This is a genomic window from Streptococcus pseudopneumoniae (genome assembly GCF_001074565.1).
GTDB classification, from domain to species: domain Bacteria; phylum Bacillota; class Bacilli; order Lactobacillales; family Streptococcaceae; genus Streptococcus; species Streptococcus pseudopneumoniae_J.
In genome coordinates this window covers 113,955-134,001 of the sequence record NZ_JUQX01000026.1, presented here as the reverse complement: position 1 = coordinate 134,001, position 20,047 = coordinate 113,955, and the positions used below count along the sequence as shown (strand labels likewise).

Sequence of the window (20,047 nt, the reverse complement as noted above, 5' to 3'; positions counted from 1 at the left end):
GAGAAAACATGGCCTTACCAACTATTGCCATTGTGGGACGTCCCAATGTTGGGAAATCGACCCTATTTAATCGAATCGCTGGTGAGCGAATCTCAATTGTAGAAGATGTCGAGGGTGTGACACGTGACCGTATCTATGCAACGGGTGAGTGGCTTAACCGTTCTTTCAGTATGATTGACACTGGAGGGATTGACGACGTTGATGCTCCCTTCATGGAGCAAATCAAACACCAAGCAGAAATTGCCATGGAAGAAGCAGATGTCATCGTCTTTGTCGTTTCAGGTAAAGAAGGGATTACAGATGCGGACGAGTACGTAGCTCGCAAACTCTATAAAACCCATAAGCCTGTCATCCTTGCCGTTAACAAGGTTGACAACCCTGAGATGCGAAATGATATCTTTGATTTCTATGCGCTTGGATTGGGTGAACCACTGCCAATTTCGTCTGTCCACGGTATTGGTACGGGTGATGTACTGGATGCCATCGTGGAAAATCTACCACATGAAGTTGAAGAAGAAAATCCAGATGTCATTAAATTCAGCTTGATTGGCCGTCCAAACGTTGGAAAATCAAGTTTGATCAACGCCATTTTGGGAGAAGACCGCGTGATTGCTAGTCCAGTAGCTGGGACAACGCGTGATGCCATTGATACCCACTTTACAGATACGGATGGCCAAGAGTTTACCATGATTGATACAGCTGGTATGCGTAAGTCTGGTAAAGTCTATGAAAATACGGAGAAATACTCTGTCATGCGTGCCATGCGTGCCATTGACCGTTCTGACGTGGTCTTGATGGTCCTCAATGCCGAAGAAGGTATCCGTGAATACGACAAGCGTATCGCAGGTTTTGCCCACGAAGCAGGTAAAGGGATGATTATCGTGGTCAATAAGTGGGATACCCTTGAGAAAGACAACCACACCATGAAGAAATGGGAAGAAGATATCCGTGAGCAGTTCCAGTATCTGCCTTATGCGCCGATTGTCTTTGTATCCGCTCTTACCAAGCAACGTCTCCATAAACTGCCTGAGATGATCAAGCAAATTAGTGAAAGTCAAAACACACGCATTCCGTCTGCGGTTCTCAACGATGTGATTATGGATGCCATTGCCATCAACCCAACACCGACAGACAAAGGAAAACGTCTCAAAATCTTCTATGCAACCCAAGTGGCAACAAAACCACCAACCTTTGTCATCTTTGTCAATGAAGAAGAACTCATGCACTTCTCTTACCTGCGTTTCTTGGAAAATCAAATCCGCAAGGCCTTTGTCTTTGAAGGAACACCGATTCATTTGATTGCGAGAAAACGTAAGTAACCCTTGCTTATTTTCCAATAAGAATAACTTAAAAGAAGACTGGGATGTCTTCTTTTTTCTGTAAAATAGATGAAAAAAACCTGTCATCAAAATTCAATCATTTTTCTGTTTTTTGTAATCTATTTGTAATGAAAATGTACTTTCTTTGTAAAAATCAAAATGCTATAATTCCTTAAATCAATTTTCCTTTATCAGGGAGGTTATTATGAAAAAAGGCAGATTATTTAAACATAGTTTGTTGGTTCGCTTGCTTGGGTTGCTGATGGTCTTTCTCTTCTTGTCAGCATTCACAGTACCTGAAAAACCTGAGTACGGGATCTATGACCCGGATCACTATCTGACTGAGTCGACAATCAGTCTAATCCGGGGATTGAATAAGGTAAATAGTCAAAAAGCAGAAAAATTCCAAGTAGGCGTTTATGTTGTGAAAAGCCTAGATGGAGAAACAATCGAAACAGTAGCTAATGAAACAGCTAGAGCTTGGAAGATTGGCTACTCGGGCGACAACAATGGAGCCTTGATTGTGCTTGCGGTAGAGGATAGAAAATCACGGATTGAAACCAGTAATAATGTGGCCAGTAAGATTACTGACTATCAGACCAATAAATTTTTGAAAACAGCACGACCTTACTTTCAAAAGGGAGACTACAACAATGGCGTTCTCTCGATAGTCAATAATCTCAACTACATGTTCTATAGTGGATCGAGTACACCTTCTTCAAGTTCTAAAAGTAGTTACGACTATGCTACTAATTCTAGTCGTCTAAGAGAAATTGAAAAGTATACCGCTGAGAGTCGATCTTCAAAACGGAACCGAAAAAGCAGTTCGAGAGACGGAGTTATCGGATTTGGAGTTCTCATTTACTTCATCGTGATGATTATCGGCTTTATTTTTGGAGGCCGTGGTGGTTCACGTGGAGATGATTCTGGCGGAGGTTGGTGGGGCGGTGACTCATCAGATTCAGGATCCTCTTGGACTGATTCAGGTTCTTCTTGGTCTGACTCGGGCTCCGATTCATCTGGAGGCTGGGACGGCGGTGGCTTTGATGGCGGCGGTTCGTCTGATGACTGGTGAGTAATTATATATTGCACAAACCAATTTCTCCATTCAGTAATGTGACTCCTTTGCAACAGTTCACTCCTAAATTAAAAATAAAAACAAAGTTTGGGAAATTGATTTAAAATCTGAGTATTTTCTCAGAAAAGTTGATAAAAGAAAGTGTTAAGGTTTTGATATGAAACAAAATAAAGTAATTCTCTCAATAGTGGCGATTTTCTTTGGACTACTAGTTCTGGGAAGTTGTTCCGCAGTGACGACCTATAACGGTCTGGTTGGTGAACAGACTAAAGTGGAGCAGGCTCAGGCTGATGTCTCTACAGCCCTCCAACGTCGTTCAGACTTGATTGGTAACTTGGTGGAGTCCGTTAAAGGACAAATGAATCATGAAACCGAAGTCTTTACCAAGATTGCGGATGCTAGAGCTAAAATCGGTAGTAGCTCAGTAACATCGGAAGAAAACCAAAATGCTCAGGGAGAATTGAGCTCTGCTCTTTCCCGCTTGATTTCCTTGACGGAGAATTATCCAGAACTCAAGAGCAATCAAAATGTTGAGCAACTAATGGTCGAACTTTCAGGAAGTGAAAATCGTATCTTTGTAGCACGTAAGGATTATAACAAGGTCGCAGCCGAGTACAATCAAAAACTGAGAAGTTTTCCAACCGTGCTCTTTGCGAATATGATGAACTTTAAAGAAGCGGAAACCTTTAAAGAAACAGAAGAAGCCAAGACAGTTCCTAAGGTTGATTTTGGAACTTCTTCATCAAGCCAATAAAGTGAATCAATTTATGAATAAAGTGATTTCTATAGCATGACTAGTAATTTCAAACTCAAACCTGGAAAGCCTTTTCCAGGTTTTTTTGGTATAATAAAATAAAATGAAATCTTGGAGAAAGCTATGCTAGAAAGACTTCTGCAACTATTAATTTTGTCACCTTACTTTTATTTTTTTCATTGGATTGAGAAGGCGGATAAAGATAGTAAATATTTCGTGTTTTTCTATTACTTTTACTGGATATATCTCCCTTTGTGGGCTTTGTTCAGTATCGCTTTTACAATTTTTTCTTTGTTAATTTTCAATTTTGTCTTGAAAAATCCCATGGATCTAACAATGTGGGGGATATGGATTCTTTTAGTCTTTTTGTCTCTTGTGAATGACTGGAAAGTCTATGTCTGCCTGAAGAGAATGTTCAAGCTGAGACAGATCAATAACAGAGGCTCATCACAGAATAGCTAATTTTTAGAGGAGGTTTAAGATGTCAAAGGTAAGGCAATTTATGTATAGCTATTACAAAATCTATATTCTTACGCTTTGCATCCTCTGGTTCCTCATGTTTTTCCTTCCTTGGGATTGGCAAATAGGAGGAGTTTCAGTATATTATTTCGTTATGAAAAAACTCTTTGTGGTTTTTGGAGTTTTATCCATTCTATACTCGGTGCTGATTAAAAAAATCAGTCTTCTTATCTTTGGCATCATCTTTTGCTTGGCCTTCTGGATTAATCTCTTTTTGTACTTTGGCTTATTGCCAGCATTTTTGGGAAATTAAACATTAAAAATTGATGGACTAGACGAGCTTCTAGTCCTTTTTACTTTCTTGACAAAATAGTTTGAGAAGTGAAAATGATTTTGTTGACGAGCTATCTATATGATATAATAAGTTCCGTAAACAGAAGATTAAGGAATTTAAAAATGGCGAAAAAAGTAAAGGATTATTATGACTTGGCTTATGCTAGGGATTTGAGTCGACGGTTGCAAGAAGCGTCCCCTGCCTTTGATGGACAAAAATTCAGCTTGTTGCTAGAAAAAGACTTGGAAGAGTTGGAGTTTAGCCAACGTCAAGAACTCTTGGCTAAAAGTATCAAAGAATGTCTCCCCCTATCTTATCAGGACTCTCTCAAGGTTTTTGAGAAAATTTTAGGTCCTGAGTTAGAGGGTGGTTTAGGCATGTTTTCAGAAGGGTATTGGCTTTGGCCAATCGGCAAATATGTAGAGCTATATGGAGACAAGGAATTTGAATTGAGCGCGGCCTTTAGTAAGGAACTCACCAAGCGGTTTACGGGAGAATTTTCCATGAGACCCTTACTGGCTCGCTATCCTAAGGCTACAATGACTTTGCTGTTAGAATGGAGTCAGGATGAAAACTTGCGCGTTCGTAGACTTGCTAGCGAGTGCATGCGTATCCGTCTACCTTGGGCTAAGAGACAAACCGTGGTATTGGATTATTTTGAGGATTTCACCACTATTCTGACCAATCTAAAGGATGATGGAGACAAGTCCATTCAAAAAAGCGTAGCCAACAATCTAAATGATTTATATAAGGAAGCCCCCGATAAGTTTGAAAGAATTATTCAAGCTTGGCAAAGGGAAGATTTGAGTCCAAGTTGTGCCTGGATCATCAAGCATGCCTCACGAACAAAAAACAAAAAAATAGCATCAGAAGATTTATGCAAAAAAAGCTGAATTTTGACTGGTCTTTTCCGTTGTAAATTAAGGATTCTTTCTTGAAAAATAATAGTAAATATGCTAAAATGAAAAGAACATTCTAAAATATTCAGAATTAAAAGTAAGGAAAATCATGGCTAATATTTTAAAAACGATTATTGAAAATGATAAAGGAGAACTTCGCCGTCTAGAAAAGATGGCAGATAAGGTTCTTAATTATGAGAGTCAAATGGCTGCGATGTCAGACGAAGAGCTAAAAGCAAAAACTGACGAATTTAAAGAACGTTACAACAAGGGTGAATCACTTGATTCATTGCTATATGAGGCTTTTGCGGTAGTTCGTGAAGCTGCAAAACGTGTCCTTGGACTTTTCCCTTATAAAGTTCAGGTCATGGGTGGGATTGTTCTTCACCATGGTGACGTTCCAGAGATGCGTACTGGTGAAGGGAAAACCTTGACAGCGACCATGCCAGTATACCTCAATGCCCTTGCAGGTAAAGGGGTTCACGTAGTTACAGTCAATGAATACCTAACAGAACGTGACGCGACTGAGATGGGTGAGCTCTACTCATGGCTCGGTCTTTCAGTAGGGATCAACTTGGCAGCTAAATCTCCAATGGAGAAAAAAGAAGCTTATCTTTGCGATATTACCTACTCAACCAACTCAGAGATTGGTTTCGACTACCTTCGTGACAACATGGTCGTTCGTGCAGAAAACATGGTACAACGTCCGCTCAACTATGCCTTGGTCGATGAGGTGGACTCGATCTTGATCGATGAAGCCCGTACTCCTTTGATCGTTTCAGGTGCCAACGCAGTTGAAACAAGCCAACTCTACCATATGGCAGACCACTTTGTGAAGTCTTTGGACAAGGACGACTATATCATTGACGTGCAGTCTAAGACGATTGGTTTATCTGATTCTGGTATTGACAAGGCAGAAAGCTACTTCAAACTTGATAATCTCTACGATATCGAAAACGTAGCTCTTACTCACTTTGTTGACAATGCCCTTCGTGCCAACTATATCATGATCCTTGATATCGACTATGTGGTTAGTGAAGAGCAGGAAATCTTGATTGTCGACCAATTTACAGGTCGTACCATGGAAGGTCGCCGTTACTCTGATGGCTTGCACCAAGCCATCGAAGCCAAAGAAGGTGTGCCAATCCAAGACGAGACCAAGACTTCAGCTTCTATTACCTACCAAAACCTCTTCCGTATGTATAAGAAATTGGCAGGTATGACAGGTACTGGTAAAACAGAAGAAGAAGAGTTCCGTGAAATCTATAACATTCGTGTTATCCCAATCCCTACTAACCGTCCAATCCAACGTATTGACCACTCAGACCTTCTCTATGCAAGTATCGATGCCAAATTCAAGGCTGTTATTGAGGATGTGAAGGCGCGTTACCAAAAAGGTCAACCAGTCTTGGTTGGTACAGTTGCCGTTGAAACCAGTGATTATATTTCTAAGAAATTGGTTGCAGCAGGCGTTCCTCACGAAGTCTTGAATGCGAAAAACCACTATAGAGAAGCTCAAATTATCATGAACGCTGGTCAACGTGGTGCGGTTACTATTGCAACCAACATGGCCGGTCGTGGTACCGACATTAAGCTTGGTGAAGGGGTTCGCGAACTTGGTGGACTGTGTGTCATTGGTACAGAGCGCCACGAAAGTCGCCGTATTGATAACCAGCTTCGTGGGCGTTCAGGACGTCAAGGAGACCCAGGTGAGTCACAATTCTACTTGTCTCTTGAAGATGATTTGATGAAACGTTTTGGTTCAGAACGTTTGAAAGGTGTCTTTGAACGTCTCAACATGTCTGACGAAGCCATCGAATCTCGCATGTTAACGCGTCAAGTTGAAGCAGCTCAAAAACGTGTCGAAGGAAATAACTACGACACTCGTAAACAAGTCCTTCAATACGATGACGTTATGCGAGAACAACGTGAGATCATCTATGCACAACGTTATGATGTCATTACTGCAGATCGTGACTTGGCACCTGAAATCCATGCTATGATCCGTCGTACCATTGGCCGTATCGTGGATGCACATGCTCGTTCGAAAGAAGACGAAAAATTGGAAGCAATCTTGAACTTTGCTAAGTATAACTTGCTTCCAGAAGATTCAATCAACCGTTCAGATCTTGCAGGTTTGTCAGACCAAGCTATCAAGGATGAACTTTACCAACGTGCCTTGAAAGTCTATGACAGCCAAGTTGCTAAACTTCGTGACGAAGATGCAGTAAAAGAATTCCAAAAAGTCTTGATTCTACGTGTTGTAGACAACAAGTGGACAGATCATATCGATGCCCTTGATCAGTTGCGAAACGCTGTTGGCCTTCGTGGTTATGCACAAAACAACCCTGTTGTAGAATACCAAGCAGAAGGTTTCCGCATGTTTAACGACATGATTGGTTCAATCGAATTCGATGTGACTCGCTTGATGATGAAAGCACAAATCCATGAACAAGAACGTCCGCAAGTTGAACACAATATCAGTACAACTGCGACTCGTAATATCGCAGCTCAGCAGGCAAATCTTCCAGAAGATTTGGACTTGAGCCAAATCGGGCGAAATGACCAATGTCCATGTGGATCTGGTAAGAAATTCAAAAACTGTCATGGGAAGAGACAATAATATGAGATAAGATACAGGCGGATACCTGGTGAAAATCATTTTTTACTTGGTGTCCGTTTGCTTTATAAGGAGATGAATCATGGTATTTACAGCTAAAAGCCCCAAAATTAATATTGAAGAAGTTCGTGCCTTGTCAAAACTAGATGATTTGGCTTATGAGAAAAAATACCAACGTGATCAAGAACTAGAAGCCATCATCCGTGGAGAAGACCAGCGTATTCTTTTGGTGATTGGACCATGTTCATCTGATAATGAGGAGGCAGTCCTCGAGTATGCCAAGCGTCTATCTGCTTTGCAAGAAGAAGTCAAAGATCGTATCTTTATGGTCATGCGGGTCTATACAGCCAAACCTCGTACCAATGGAGATGGCTATAAGGGCTTGATTCACCAGCCAAACGCGACAGAGGCCCCTAGTTTGATCAATGGAATCAAGGCTGTTCGCCAACTGCACTATCGTGTGATTACCGAGACGGGAATGACAACTGCTGATGAGATGCTCTACCCAGAAAACCTTCCTTTGGTGGATGATTTGATTTCTTATATGGCTGTTGGGGCTCGTTCAGTTGAGGACCAGCAACACCGTTTTGTAGCGAGTGGAGCAGGGTTTTCGACAGGGTTTAAAAATCCAACATCTGGAAATCTCAATGTTATGTTTAACGGGATTTATGCGGCACAAAACAAGCAGAGCTTTCTCTTCCTCGGCAAAGAGGTGGAAACGACTGGAAATCCTTTGTCTCACGCCATTCTTCGCGGTGCCTTGAATGAACACGGGAAGAATATTCCTAACTACTACTATGACAATTTGATGGATACCATTGATCAGTACGAAAAGATGGGCTTGGAAAATCCATTTATCATCATCGATACCAATCATGACAATTCAGGCAAGCAATACATGGATCAAATCCGTATCGTTCGTCAGACCTTGATTAACCGTGACTGGAATGAGAAAATCAAAAAATATGTTCGTGGTTTTATGATTGAGTCCTATCTAGAAGATGGACGTCAAAATGAACCAGAAGTTTTTGGTAAGTCCATTACAGATCCGTGTCTCGGATGGGACAACACAGAAGCACTTGTTCGCGAAATTTACCAAACGCTAGGAGAGTAAGATGGCATTTATCGAAAAAGGTCAAGAAATTGATATTGAAGCAATCAAGGCTGCGACCCAGTTGTCACCTGAAGCCTTGCGAAAGAAAGAAGCCCGCGATAGAGAGTTGGCAGCCATTATCTCGGGTGAGGACGACCGAATCCTTTTGGTGATGGGGCCTTGTTCTTCTGACAATGAAGAAGCCGTGCTCGAATATGCTCGTCGCTTAGCCGACTTGCAGAAAAAAGTTGCGGATAAAATCTTTATCGTGATGCGTGTCTATACGGCTAAACCTCGTACTAATGGAGATGGCTATAAGGGCATGATCCATCAACCAAATACCAGCGAAGCGCCTAGTCTCATCAATGGCTTGCAGGCTGTTCGTCAGCTGCACTACCGTGTGATTACGGAGACGGGCTTGACGACAGCTGATGAGATGCTTTATCCATCAAATCTCGTTTTGGTTGATGACCTGGTCAGCTACCATGCTGTAGGGGCTCGTTCAGTGGAAGACCAAGAACACCGCTTTGTAGCGTCTGGGATTGATGCTCCGGTTGGGATGAAAAATCCAACATCTGGAAATCTTGGGGTCATGTTTAATGCCATCTATGCGGCTCAAAACAAGCAAACCTTCCTTTACCATGGCCAAGAAGTGGAAACTTCAGGAAATCCTTTGGCTCACGTTATCCTTCGTGGTGCCATGAACGAATATGGTAAAAATGAACCTAATTTCTACTATGAAACACTCTTAAATGCCATCAATCGCTATGAGACTATGGGACTTGAAAATCCCTTCATTATCATCGATACCAATCATGACAATTCTGGCAAGCAGCATATGGAACAAATTCGCATTGTTCGTCAAGCCTTGCTGAATCGTGATTGGAATGAAAAGATTAAAAAGACGGTTCGAGGCTTTATGATCGAATCTTACCTAGCAGATGGTCGCCAAAACCAACCAGAAATCTTTGGTTGTTCCATTACTGACCCTTGTCTAGGTTGGGAAAATACAGTGGCCTTGGTAGACGAAATTTATACTACCTTAACAAAATAAATGAAAAGGATGGAGTTGGGGGAATCTCAACTCCTTTTGATGAAAATGATAGTTGGACATGGAATTGACATCGAAGAATTGGCTTCGATAGAACGCGCAGTTACACGGCATACAGGATTTGCCAAGCGGGTGCTGACCACTAAGGAAATGGAGCGCTTCACCAGTCTCAAAGGGCGCAGACAAATCGAATATTTGGCTGGTCGTTGGTCGGCTAAGGAAGCCTTTTCCAAGGCTCTGGGAACGGGTATTGGCAAACTGACCTTTCAGGATTTGGAAGTCTTGAACAACGAAAAAGGGGCTCCCTATTTTAGTCAGGCGCCATTTTCAGGAAAAATTTGGCTATCGATCAGCCATACAGATCAGTTTGTGACAGCCAGTGTCATTTTGGAGGAAAATCATGAAAGCTAGTCCACATAGACCGACCAAGGCTCTGATTCGTCTGGGAGCCATTCGAAAAAATATCCAACAGATGGAGGCTCATATCCCTGAAAGGACGCTCAAGTGGGCAGTGGTTAAGGCCAATGCATACGGGCATGGGGCAGTAGCTGTTGCGACAGCTATCCAAGACGATGTCGACGGCTTTTGCGTTTCCAATATCGATGAAGCTATCGAACTGAGACAGGCTGGACTCAGCAAGCGAATCCTCATTTTAGGAGTTTCTGAAATAGAAGCTATTGACCTATCTAAAGAATACGACATCACCTTGACGGTAGCTGGACTGGAGTGGATTCAAGCACTCTTAGCTACTGGTGCTGATCTAGCTGGCCTATCAGTTCACCTCAAGATTGACTCAGGAATGGGACGAATTGGTTTTCGAGAAGCTAGTGAAGCTGAAGAGGCTCAAGACTTGCTCAAGCAAGAGGGTGCTCGTGTTGAGGGAATCTTTACCCACTTTGCGACGGCAGATGAAGCATCAGATACCTACTTTAATACCCAGTTGGAACGATTTAAGACTATTCTGTCAAGCATGAAGGAAGTGCCAGAGCTGATCCATGCCAGCAATTCTGCCACGACTCTTTGGCATGCAGAGACTATTTTCAATGCAGTGCGTATGGGAGACGCCATGTATGGCCTGAATCCCAGCGGAGAGGTTTTGGACCTGCCTTACGACCTGACACCAGCCTTGACCTTGCAATCTGCCCTTGTTCATGTCAAAACAGTTCCATCTGGAGCTTGCATGGGCTATGGAGCAACTTATCAGGCGGATAGTGAGCAAATCATCGCGACTGTGCCAATCGGTTATGCGGATGGTTGGACACGAGATATGCAAAATTTTTCCGTCTTGGTAGACGGACAAGCTTGCCCAATCGTCGGCAGGGTTTCGATGGACCAAATCACCATTCGATTGCCTAAGGTTTACCCGCAAGGAACAAAAGTCACCTTGATTGGTAGGAATGGTGATGAGGAAATCACGGCAACACAGGTAGCAACCTACCGTGGCACCATTAACTATGAGGTGGTTTGTCTCCTCAGCGATCGCATTCCACGAGAATATTATTAAAACTAAGAAAGGAGGGGGAGCATGAATCTACATCAACCCTTGCATGTCTTGCCTGGTGTGGGACCAAAGTCGGCAGAGAAATATGCCAAACTAGGAATTGAAAACTTGCAAGACCTCTTGCTCTACTTTCCTTTCCGTTATGAAGATTTCAAGACCAAGCAGGTCCTAGAGCTGGAAGATGGTGAAAAGGCTGTTCTTTCTGGTCAGGTAGTAACTCCTGCCAGTGTCCAGTATTATGGTTTTAAGCGTAATCGCTTGCGTTTTAGCCTTAAGCAGGGAGAAGTCGTTTTTGCGGTGAACTTCTTTAACCAGCCTTATCTAGCAGATAAGATAGAATTGGGAGTAACGCTTGCCGTTTTTGGCAAATGGGACCGTACCAAGGCCAGTCTGACTGGGATGAAGGTTCTGGCTCAGATTGAAGATGACCTCCAGCCTGTCTATCGTCTGGCTCAAGGAATCAGTCAGGCAGGGCTGGTCAAGGTCATCAAGACAGCTTTTGATCAGGGACTGGACCTCTTGATAGAGGAAAATCTTCCCCAGTCTTTGCTGGACAAATACAAACTCATGTCCCGTTGCCAGGCAGTTCGTGCTATGCATTTTCCTAAGGATTTGGCAGAATACAAGCAGGCCCTTCGTCGTATCAAGTTTGAGGAACTTTTTTACTTCCAAATGCAGTTGCAGACGCTCAAGTCTGAAAATAGAGTTCAGGGAAGCGGTCTGGTTCTGAATTGGTCTAAGGAAAAGGTGACAGCTGCTAAAGAAAATCTGCCTTTTGCCTTGACCCCAGCTCAGGAAAAGAGTTTACAGGAAATTTTGGCCGACATGAAGTCCGACCACCACATGAATCGTCTCCTCCAAGGAGATGTGGGGAGCGGGAAAACGGTAGTCGCTGGCTTGGCCATGTTTGCGGCGGTGACGGCTGGCTACCAGGCGGCCCTAATGGTACCAACAGAAATCCTCGCAGAGCAACACTTTGAGAGTTTACAGAATCTTTTTCCAGACTTGAAACTGGCTCTCTTGACAGGTTCCTTAAAAGCTGCAGAAAAAAGAGAAGTTTTAGAGACCATTGCCAAGGGTGAGGCCGATTTGATTATCGGAACCCATGCTCTGATTCAGGATGGGGTGGATTATGCTCGTCTTGGTTTGATTATCATCGATGAGCAGCACCGTTTTGGTGTGGGGCAAAGGCGTGTTCTGCGGGAAAAAGGGGACAATCCAGACGTTCTCATGATGACGGCGACTCCCATTCCACGGACGCTTGCTATCACAGCCTTTGGAGATATGGATGTTTCCATTATCGACCAGATGCCTGCGGGTCGGAAGTCCATTGTGACTCGCTGGATCAAGCATGAGCAGCTGCCTCAGGTCTTGACTTGGTTAGAGGGGGAAATTCAGAAAGGTTCTCAAGCCTATGTCATCTCTCCCTTGATTGAAGAATCAGAAGCTCTGGATCTGAAAAATGCCATTGCCTTATCAGAGGAGTTGACGGCTCATTTTGCAGGCAAGACCGAAGTGGCTCTTCTACATGGTAAGATGAAGAGTGATGAAAAAGACCAGATTATGCAGGATTTCAAAGAGAGAAAAACAGATATTCTAGTTTCGACAACTGTTATCGAGGTTGGAGTCAATGTCCCTAATGCGACCGTCATGATTATCATGGATGCCGATCGGTTCGGTCTCAGCCAGCTTCACCAGCTCAGAGGTCGTGTGGGTCGGGGGGACAAGCAGTCCTATGCTGTTCTCGTTGCCAATCCCAAGACGGATTCTGGGAAGGACCGCATGCGTATCATGACAGAAACCACCAACGGCTTTGTCCTTGCGGAGGAAGATTTGAAAATGCGAGGTTCTGGTGAGATTTTTGGAACCAGACAATCAGGACTACCAGAGTTTCAAGTGGCTGATATCATCGAAGATTTTCCGATTTTAGAAGAAGCCAGAAAGGTTGCCAGCTACATTAGTTCGATAAAAGATTGGAAAGAGGATCCAGAATGGCGGATGATTGCTCTCCACCTAGAAAAGAGAGAACATCTGGATTAAGCCTTTTCTAAGAAATCTATAAGCTAGCTTTTAGGTTTGGGTCTTATACTAGAGTTATCAAAAAGAAATGAGGACTCTCACATGACTATTAAAGTAACCTACCAAAAGAAATTTCAGACTTTCAAACTAGAGAAAGGAGCTAGCACCTATTGATACACAAAGAGCGGAAACGCTCTTTTTATTTTTATAAAATAATCGACTATAAATCAAACTTAGTCGAGTAATAAAAAGATATTAGTCTCCAAGCCTATTTACTCTTTGACTAAAGCTTGATATAATTGCCCCATCTGAGTAAGGAGGAGTGAAAAGAATGTTTGAAACAAGAACGATTGCTATCCAAGATAGGTATGGAGAACGATTTCAGCATTGTTGGGGATGTGGTCCCAAGAATGATTTAGGCTTACATTTAAAAACCTATCCAAGTATAGATGGAAAGAGTTGTATTAGTCGGATAAAGCTTGAAAATGCTTATACTGGTGGAGTTCCATCAAATGTCTTTGGAGGAATGATAGCGACTATTTTTGATTGCCATGGCACGGCCTCAGCAGCTTGGTTTGCCCATCATCAAAAAGGGTTGGAACTGACGGAATCAACTGTGATAGGACGTTTTATTACAGCTCGCTTGGAGATTGATTACCTTAGTCCTAGTCCAATTGAAGATGAAATTGTGGTTACTTCTACTCTGGAGGAATTAGGGGAAAGAAAAGCAATTATTGCTATGGAGATGACAGTGGCTACTAAAGTCCGTGCCAAAGCCAGAATGGTAGCAGTTGCTGTGAAGGATCATATGTAAAACGGAAGATTAGAAGTTTAAGATTTTAAAACTACTTTCAGACGATCAGTTTGAGGGAGGAGAATCTAAAATCACTTTCTGTTTACCATTCTTTCTTGCATTGCTTTCCCAGATATGCTAGAGTTATGATAGCGATTACAAATCAAAAGGAGCATGCTATGAAAAATCCAGCTTTGCTAGAAGAAATCAAGACCTACCTAGGACGGGATGAGATTCCAGAAGACTTTGACGCTTTCTGGGATGAGGAAGTCAAAAAAGTTTCCACTCTTCCAGCCTACCAGCTGGAGGAAAGGGATTTTCATATTCCTCAAGTCAAGTGTTATGAGCTGACCTTTGAAGGAAGCAATGACGGAAGAGTCTATGCACGTGTCGTCCTTCCAAAAAGTGAGGAGAAAGTTCCGGTAATCTTCCACTTTCATGGTTATATGGGACGTGGCTGGGACTGGGCCGACATGCTGGCCTATACTGTGGCTGGTTACGGTGTTGTTTCTATGGATGTTCGAGGCCAATCAGGTTATTCGCAAGATGGTTTGCGCTCTCCTTTGGGAAATACCGTTAAGGGACATATCATCCGTGGTGCTGTGGAAGGTCGGGAGCATCTCTTTTATAAGGATGTTTATCTGGATATTTACCAGTTGGTTGAAATTATTGCTAGTCTACCTCAGGTGGATGAGAAGCGACTTTCTAGTTATGGTGCCTCACAAGGAGGAGCTTTAGCCCTGGTTGCAGCAGCGCTCAATCCTCGGATTCAGAAAACAGTTGCCATCTATCCCTTCTTGTCTGACTTTAGACGAGTGCTTGAGATTGGCAATACCAGTGAAGCCTATGATGAACTCTTCCGATATTTCAAGTTCCACGATCCCTTCCATGAAACAGAGGAGGAAATTATGGCGACTCTTGCCTATATCGATGTGAAAAATCTTGCCCATCGCATTCAAGGTGAGGTCAAGATGATTACGGGCTTGGACGATGATGTTTGTTATCCTATTACCCAGTTTGCAATTTACAACCGTCTGACCTGTGATAAGGCATATCGCATCATGCCTGAGTATGCCCACGAAGCCATGAATGTTTTTGTCAATGACCAAGTTTATAACTGGCTCTGTGGTAGTGAGATTCCTTTTAAGTACGCAAAATAATGTATGAGAGAGCCCTGGAGCTCTCTTTTTTATGTCCAAAACCTGAAAGTACTTTTAGAAAATTTAAAATATTAAAATATTCTTAAAAGTAAAATCTATTCTGTGGGAACACAGATATAAATATAAGACTTTATTGTATAATAAAGGAAAAGTCACTTGTGAAAGGAGGAAAAAGGCTGCTGGGTGATTAAAAACTTGGGCTCAGCAGAAAATGGGAGAGGATTGGGAGCTCTCATTAAGTTGGATACTTTCTTGTAAAACTTGTCTCTTGAGAGACAATAAAAATTTTTTAAAGAAAAAGAAAGCGCTTTATTTTATGAAAAATGAAAGGACAAACATGAATTACAAATCTTTAGATCGGAAACAGCGATACGGAATTCGAAAATTTGCGGTCGGTGCAGCATCGGTAGTGATTGGTACAGTGGTATTTGGAGCAAATCCAGTCTTAGCTCAAGAGCAAGCCAATGTAGCAGGGGCCAGTACAGAAACTGTCGAACCTAGTCAAGGTTTATCAAAATTGCCAAAAGAAGCGTCCTCGGGAGATCTTGCTCATTTGGATAAGGATTTGGCTGGTAAATTGGCAGCAGCTCAAGACAACGGCGTTGAGGTGGACCAAGATCATTTGAAAAAAAATGAGAGTGCAGAATCAGAAACCCCATCCTCTACGGAAACCCCTGCAGAAGAAGCAAATAAGGAAGAGGAATCAGAGGATCAGGGTGCTATTCCTCGTGACTATTACTCAAGAGATTTAAAAAATGCTAATCCTGTCCTTGAAAAAGAAGATGTTGAAACCAATGCAGCAAATGGTCAGAGAGTTGATTTATCAAATGAACTAGACAAACTAAAGAAACTTCAAAATGCTACAGTTCACATGGAGTTCAAACCAGATGCATCAGCTCCACGCTTTTACAATCTCTTCTCTGTATCCAGTGACACCAAGGAAAATGAGTACTTTACTATGTCGGTCCTTGATAATACAGCTCTTATTGAAGGGCGTGGCGCTAACGGGGAGCAGTTCTATGATAAGTATACAGATGCTCCTTTGAAAGTTCGTCCTGGACAATGGAATTCTGTGACCTTTACTGTCGAACAACCGACAGCAGAGTTACCTCATGGTCGAGTTCGCCTCTATGTGAACGGTGTCTTATCTCGAACAAGTCTCAAATCTGGTAACTTCATTAAAGATATGCCAGATGTTAATCAAGCTCAACTTGGAGCAACCAAACGGGGCAATAAAACAGTTTGGGCATCAAACTTACAAGTACGAAACCTAACTGTTTACGATCGTGCTTTAAGCCCAGATGAAGTTCAAACACGAAGTCAATTATTTGAAAGAGGTGAATTGGAACAGAAACTTCCTGAGGGAGCAAAAGTCACTGAGAAAGAAGATGTCTTTGAAGGTGGTAGGAATAATCAACCAAATAAAGATGGTATCAAGAGTTATCGTATCCCAGCTCTTCTCAAGACAGATAAAGGAACACTGATTGCTGGAACGGATGAAAGACGTTTGCACCATTCTGACTGGGGAGATATTGGGATGGTTGTTCGTCGTAGCTCAGATAATGGAAAAACATGGGGAGATCGAATTGTAATCTCAAATCCTCGTGACAATGAGCACGCTAAACATGCAGATTGGCCATCTCCAGTTAATATTGATATGGCCTTGGTGCAAGACCCTGAAACAAAGAGAATTTTTGCAATTTATGACATGTTCCTTGAAAGTAAGGCAGTATTTTCATTGCCGGGACAAGCTCCGAAAGCTTATGAACAAGTGGGAGATAAAGTTTATCAAGTTTTATATAAGCAAGGAGAATCAGGTCGCTATACGATTCGAGAAAACGGAGAGGTTTTCGACCCTCAAAATAGAAAGACAGATTATCGCGTCGTCGTTGACCCTAAAAAACCAGCCTACAGCGATAAGGGGGATTTGTATAAAGGGAATGAGCTAATCGGAAATATTTATTTTGAGTATAGCGAGAAGAATATTTTTAGAGTTTCCAATACCAACTACCTATGGATGTCCTACAGTGATGACGATGGGAAGACTTGGTCTGCACCAAAAGATATTACACATGGGATTCGGAAAGATTGGATGCACTTCCTAGGAACTGGACCTGGTACGGGGATTGCCTTGCGTACAGGACCTCATAAGGGAAGACTGGTGATTCCAGTTTATACAACAAACAACGTTTCCTACCTAAGTGGTTCTCAATCATCTCGTGTAATTTATTCAGATGATCATGGAGAAACATGGCAAGCAGGGGAAGCAGTTAATGATAACCGCCCAGTAGGCAACCAAACCATTCACTCTTCAACCATGAATAATCCAGGCGCCCAAAATACGGAGTCAACTGTTGTTCAGTTGAATAATGGGGATCTCAAGCTCTTTATGCGCGGGTTGACTGGTGATCTTCAGGTTGCGACCAGTCATGATGGGGGAGCAACGTGGGATAAGGAAATCAAACGTTATCCTCAAGTAAAAGATGTTTATGTTCAAATGTCCGCTATTCACACCATGCATGAAGGAAAGGAATACATTCTACTAAGCAATGCTGGTGGTCCTGGACGCAATAATGGTTTGGTTCACCTAGCTCGTGTTGAGGAGAATGGTGAGTTGACATGGCTGAAACACAATCCTATACAAAGTGGTAAGTTTGCTTACAACTCGCTCCAAGATCTTGGAAATGGCGAATATGGTTTGCTTTATGAGCATGCGGATGGCAATCAAAACGATTATACTTTATCCTATAAGAAATTCAACTGGGATTTCTTGACCAAGGATTGGATTTCTCCTAAAGAAGCAAAAGTGAAATACGCGATTGAAAAATGGCCAGGTATTCTTGCGATGGAGTTTGATTCGGAAGTATTGGTCAACAAGGCTCCAACCCTTCAATTGGCAAATGGCAAAACAGCACGCTTCATGACCCAGTATGATACGAAAACTCTCCTATTTACGGTGGATTCAGAGGATATGGGGCAAAAAGTTACAGGTCTGGCAGAAGGTGCAATTGAAAGTATGCATAATTTACCAGTCTCTGTGGCGGGGGCTAAGCTTTCGAATGGAATGAACGGAAGTGAAGCTGCTGTTCATGAAGTGCCAGAATACACAGGCCCATTAGGTACAGCGGGCGAAGAGCCAGCTCCAACAGTCGAGAAGCCAGAATACACAGGCCCACTAGGTACAGCAGGCGAAGAGGCAGCTCCAACGGTTGATAAACCTGAATTCACAGGAGGTGTTAATGCAGAAGAAGCGGCTGTGACAGAAGTTCCAGAGTACACAGGTCCGTTAGCAACAGTAGGCGAAGAAGCAGCTCCAACGGCTGATAAACCAGAATTTACAGGCGGTGTGAATGGTGAAGAGGCCGCAGTTCATGAACTTCCAGAATATACAGGTTCATTAGGTACAGCGGGCGAAGAGCCAGCTCCAACAGTCGAGAAGCCAGAATTTACAGGCGGTGTCAACGCTGTTGAGGCGGCAGTTCATAAACTTCCAGAATATACAGGTTCATTAGGCACAGCAGGCGAAGAGGCAGCTCCAACAGTCGAGAAGCCTGAATTTACAGGCGGTGTGAATGCTGTTGAAGCAGCAGTCCATGAACTTCCAGAGTACACAGGCCCACTAGGCACAGCGGGTGAAGAGGCCGCTCTGACAGTTGAAAAGCCAGAATTTACAGGCGGGGTTAATGCTGTTGAGGCAGCAGTCCATGAACTTCCAGAGTACAAAGGTGGTGTAAATGCAGCCGATGTAGCTGTACATGAACTCGCAGAATATAAGGGAGCTAATTCGCTTGTAACTCTTGCTGCAGAAGATTATACTTACAAAGCTCCTCTTGCTCAGCAGACACTTCCTAATACAGGGAATAAGGAGAGTGGAATCCTTGCCTCACTAGGGCTAACAGCTTTCTTCCTTGGTTTGTTTGCAATGGGGAAAAAGAGAGAAAAATAAGAGAATAATTTTAAGCATTTGGCTTTGTAAAAGTAGAAGGAGATAGTAGGTTTTTCAGCCTGCTATCTTTTTCTTTCGACTCAAGTTGTACTAATAAGAAATTCTAAGATGTCTGAAACTACTTTCAGGATAGTCTGTTCTATAAAATAGTTTTGAAACTGAAATCTATTCCACCACAAAGTATTGAAAGCGCTTAACAAATGATATATAATAAGCCCATAGAAGAAAGAAAGGGAGGAAAGAGGATGCCACAGATCAGCAAAGAAGCCTTGATTGAACAGATCAAAGATGGAATCATTGTCTCTTGCCAGGCACTTCCTCACGAACCGCTTTATACAGAAGCGGGAGGGGTTATCCCCTTGCTAGTCAAAGCGGCTGAGCAAGGTGGAGCAGTCGGTATCCGAGCAAACAGTGTTCGTGATATCAAGGAGATCAAGGAGGTTACGAAACTACCGATTATCGGGATCATCAAACGTGACTATCCGCCACAGGAGCCATTCATTACAGCGACTATGAAAGAAGTTGATGAGTTGGCTGAACTAGACATTGAGGTTATTGCTCTGGATTGTACCAAACGTGAACGTTACGACGGTTTGGAAATTCAGGACTTCATCCGACAAGTCAAAGAAAAGTATCCAGATCAACTCTTAATGGCTGATACTAGCACTTTTGAAGAAGGGCTAGCAGCAGTCGAAGCAGGGATTGATTTTGTGGGAACAACCCTATCAGGTTACACTTCTTATAGTCCAAAAGTAGATGGTCCAGACTTTGAACTAATCAAAAAACTTTGTGAAGCAGGAGTGGATGTCATCGCTGAAGGGAAAATTCATACACCAGAACAAGCCAAACAAATCCTTGAATATGGGGTGCGAGGCATCGTTGTTGGTGGAGCAATTACTAGACCAAAAGAGATTACGGAGCGCTTTGTTGCCGGTCTTAAATAACACAATCTCAAAACAGAGGAGAGTGGTTGATGCGTCGGACAAAATGAAAACGTATACAAATATAAACTTGCTCATTA

The 20,047-nt window shown here is 42.7% G+C and carries 16 protein-coding genes; all 16 read left to right on the top strand.

What is annotated here, in order from left to right; all coding sequences use genetic code 11:
• Positions 1 to 8 precede the first annotated feature (8 nt).
• Entirely contained in the window at positions 9 to 1,319 is a 1,311-nt protein-coding gene (gene der / locus ADI74_RS03870) for a ribosome biogenesis GTPase Der (protein WP_001207688.1), read from the top strand.
• A 205-nt stretch (positions 1,320 to 1,524) separates the two neighbouring features.
• On the top strand, positions 1,525 to 2,394 hold the full coding sequence (locus ADI74_RS03865; RefSeq protein ID WP_049537134.1) for a TPM domain-containing protein: 870 nt from the start codon (positions 1,525 to 1,527) through the stop codon (positions 2,392 to 2,394).
• Between the two features lie 160 nt (positions 2,395 to 2,554).
• Entirely contained in the window at positions 2,555 to 3,151 is a 597-nt protein-coding gene (locus ADI74_RS03860) for a LemA family protein (protein ID WP_049537132.1), read from the top strand.
• Between the two features lie 123 nt (positions 3,152 to 3,274).
• On the top strand, positions 3,275 to 3,613 hold the full coding sequence (locus ADI74_RS11295; RefSeq protein ID WP_049537130.1) for a hypothetical protein: 339 nt from the start codon (positions 3,275 to 3,277) through the stop codon (positions 3,611 to 3,613).
• A 19-nt stretch (positions 3,614 to 3,632) separates the two neighbouring features.
• A complete protein-coding gene (locus ADI74_RS11420; RefSeq protein WP_049537129.1) occupies positions 3,633 to 3,923 on the top strand; it encodes a hypothetical protein in 291 nt (96 codons plus the stop codon).
• Between the two features lie 143 nt (positions 3,924 to 4,066).
• Positions 4,067 to 4,837: a DNA alkylation repair protein gene (locus ADI74_RS03845; protein WP_049537127.1), complete on the top strand. Its 771-nt coding sequence runs from the start codon at positions 4,067 to 4,069 to the stop codon at positions 4,835 to 4,837.
• Positions 4,838 to 4,952: 115 nt separating this feature from the next.
• The gene (gene secA, locus ADI74_RS03840) at positions 4,953 to 7,466 is read left to right on the top strand and encodes a preprotein translocase subunit SecA (protein ID WP_049537125.1); all 2,514 of its coding nucleotides are present in this window, start codon (positions 4,953 to 4,955) and stop codon (positions 7,464 to 7,466) included.
• 79 nt (positions 7,467 to 7,545) lie between these two features.
• Complete coding sequence (locus tag ADI74_RS03835; RefSeq protein ID WP_049537123.1) at positions 7,546 to 8,577, top strand: 3-deoxy-7-phosphoheptulonate synthase; 1,032 nt, start codon at positions 7,546 to 7,548, stop codon at positions 8,575 to 8,577.
• Position 8,578: 1 nt separating this feature from the next.
• Positions 8,579 to 9,610 carry a 3-deoxy-7-phosphoheptulonate synthase gene (locus ADI74_RS03830; RefSeq protein WP_049537121.1) on the top strand — a complete coding sequence of 344 codons (1,032 nt, stop codon included), beginning with the start codon at positions 8,579 to 8,581 and terminating at the stop codon, positions 9,608 to 9,610.
• A 45-nt stretch (positions 9,611 to 9,655) separates the two neighbouring features.
• The gene (acpS, locus tag ADI74_RS03825; protein WP_049537183.1) at positions 9,656 to 10,018 is read left to right on the top strand and encodes a holo-ACP synthase; all 363 of its coding nucleotides are present in this window, start codon (positions 9,656 to 9,658) and stop codon (positions 10,016 to 10,018) included.
• Positions 10,008 to 11,111 carry an alanine racemase gene (alr, locus tag ADI74_RS03820; protein ID WP_049537120.1) on the top strand — a complete coding sequence of 368 codons (1,104 nt, stop codon included), beginning with the start codon at positions 10,008 to 10,010 and terminating at the stop codon, positions 11,109 to 11,111. Before acpS ends, alr begins: the two co-directional genes overlap by 11 nt.
• Positions 11,112 to 11,132: 21 nt before the next feature.
• The gene (recG, locus tag ADI74_RS03815; protein WP_049537118.1) at positions 11,133 to 13,148 is read left to right on the top strand and encodes an ATP-dependent DNA helicase RecG; all 2,016 of its coding nucleotides are present in this window, start codon (positions 11,133 to 11,135) and stop codon (positions 13,146 to 13,148) included.
• A 310-nt stretch (positions 13,149 to 13,458) separates the two neighbouring features.
• Positions 13,459 to 13,941 (top strand): acyl-CoA thioesterase, encoded by a 483-nt coding sequence (locus tag ADI74_RS03810; RefSeq protein ID WP_049537116.1) that lies wholly within the window; start codon positions 13,459 to 13,461, stop codon positions 13,939 to 13,941.
• Positions 13,942 to 14,099: 158 nt separating this feature from the next.
• A complete protein-coding gene (locus ADI74_RS03805) occupies positions 14,100 to 15,080 on the top strand; it encodes an acetylxylan esterase (protein WP_049537114.1) in 981 nt (326 codons plus the stop codon).
• Between the two features lie 337 nt (positions 15,081 to 15,417).
• Entirely contained in the window at positions 15,418 to 19,026 is a 3,609-nt protein-coding gene (locus tag ADI74_RS03800; protein WP_049537112.1) for an SIALI-17 repeat-containing surface protein, read from the top strand.
• A 245-nt stretch (positions 19,027 to 19,271) separates the two neighbouring features.
• A complete protein-coding gene (locus ADI74_RS03795; protein WP_033630087.1) occupies positions 19,272 to 19,970 on the top strand; it encodes an N-acetylmannosamine-6-phosphate 2-epimerase in 699 nt (232 codons plus the stop codon).
• Positions 19,971 to 20,047 lie beyond the last annotated feature (77 nt).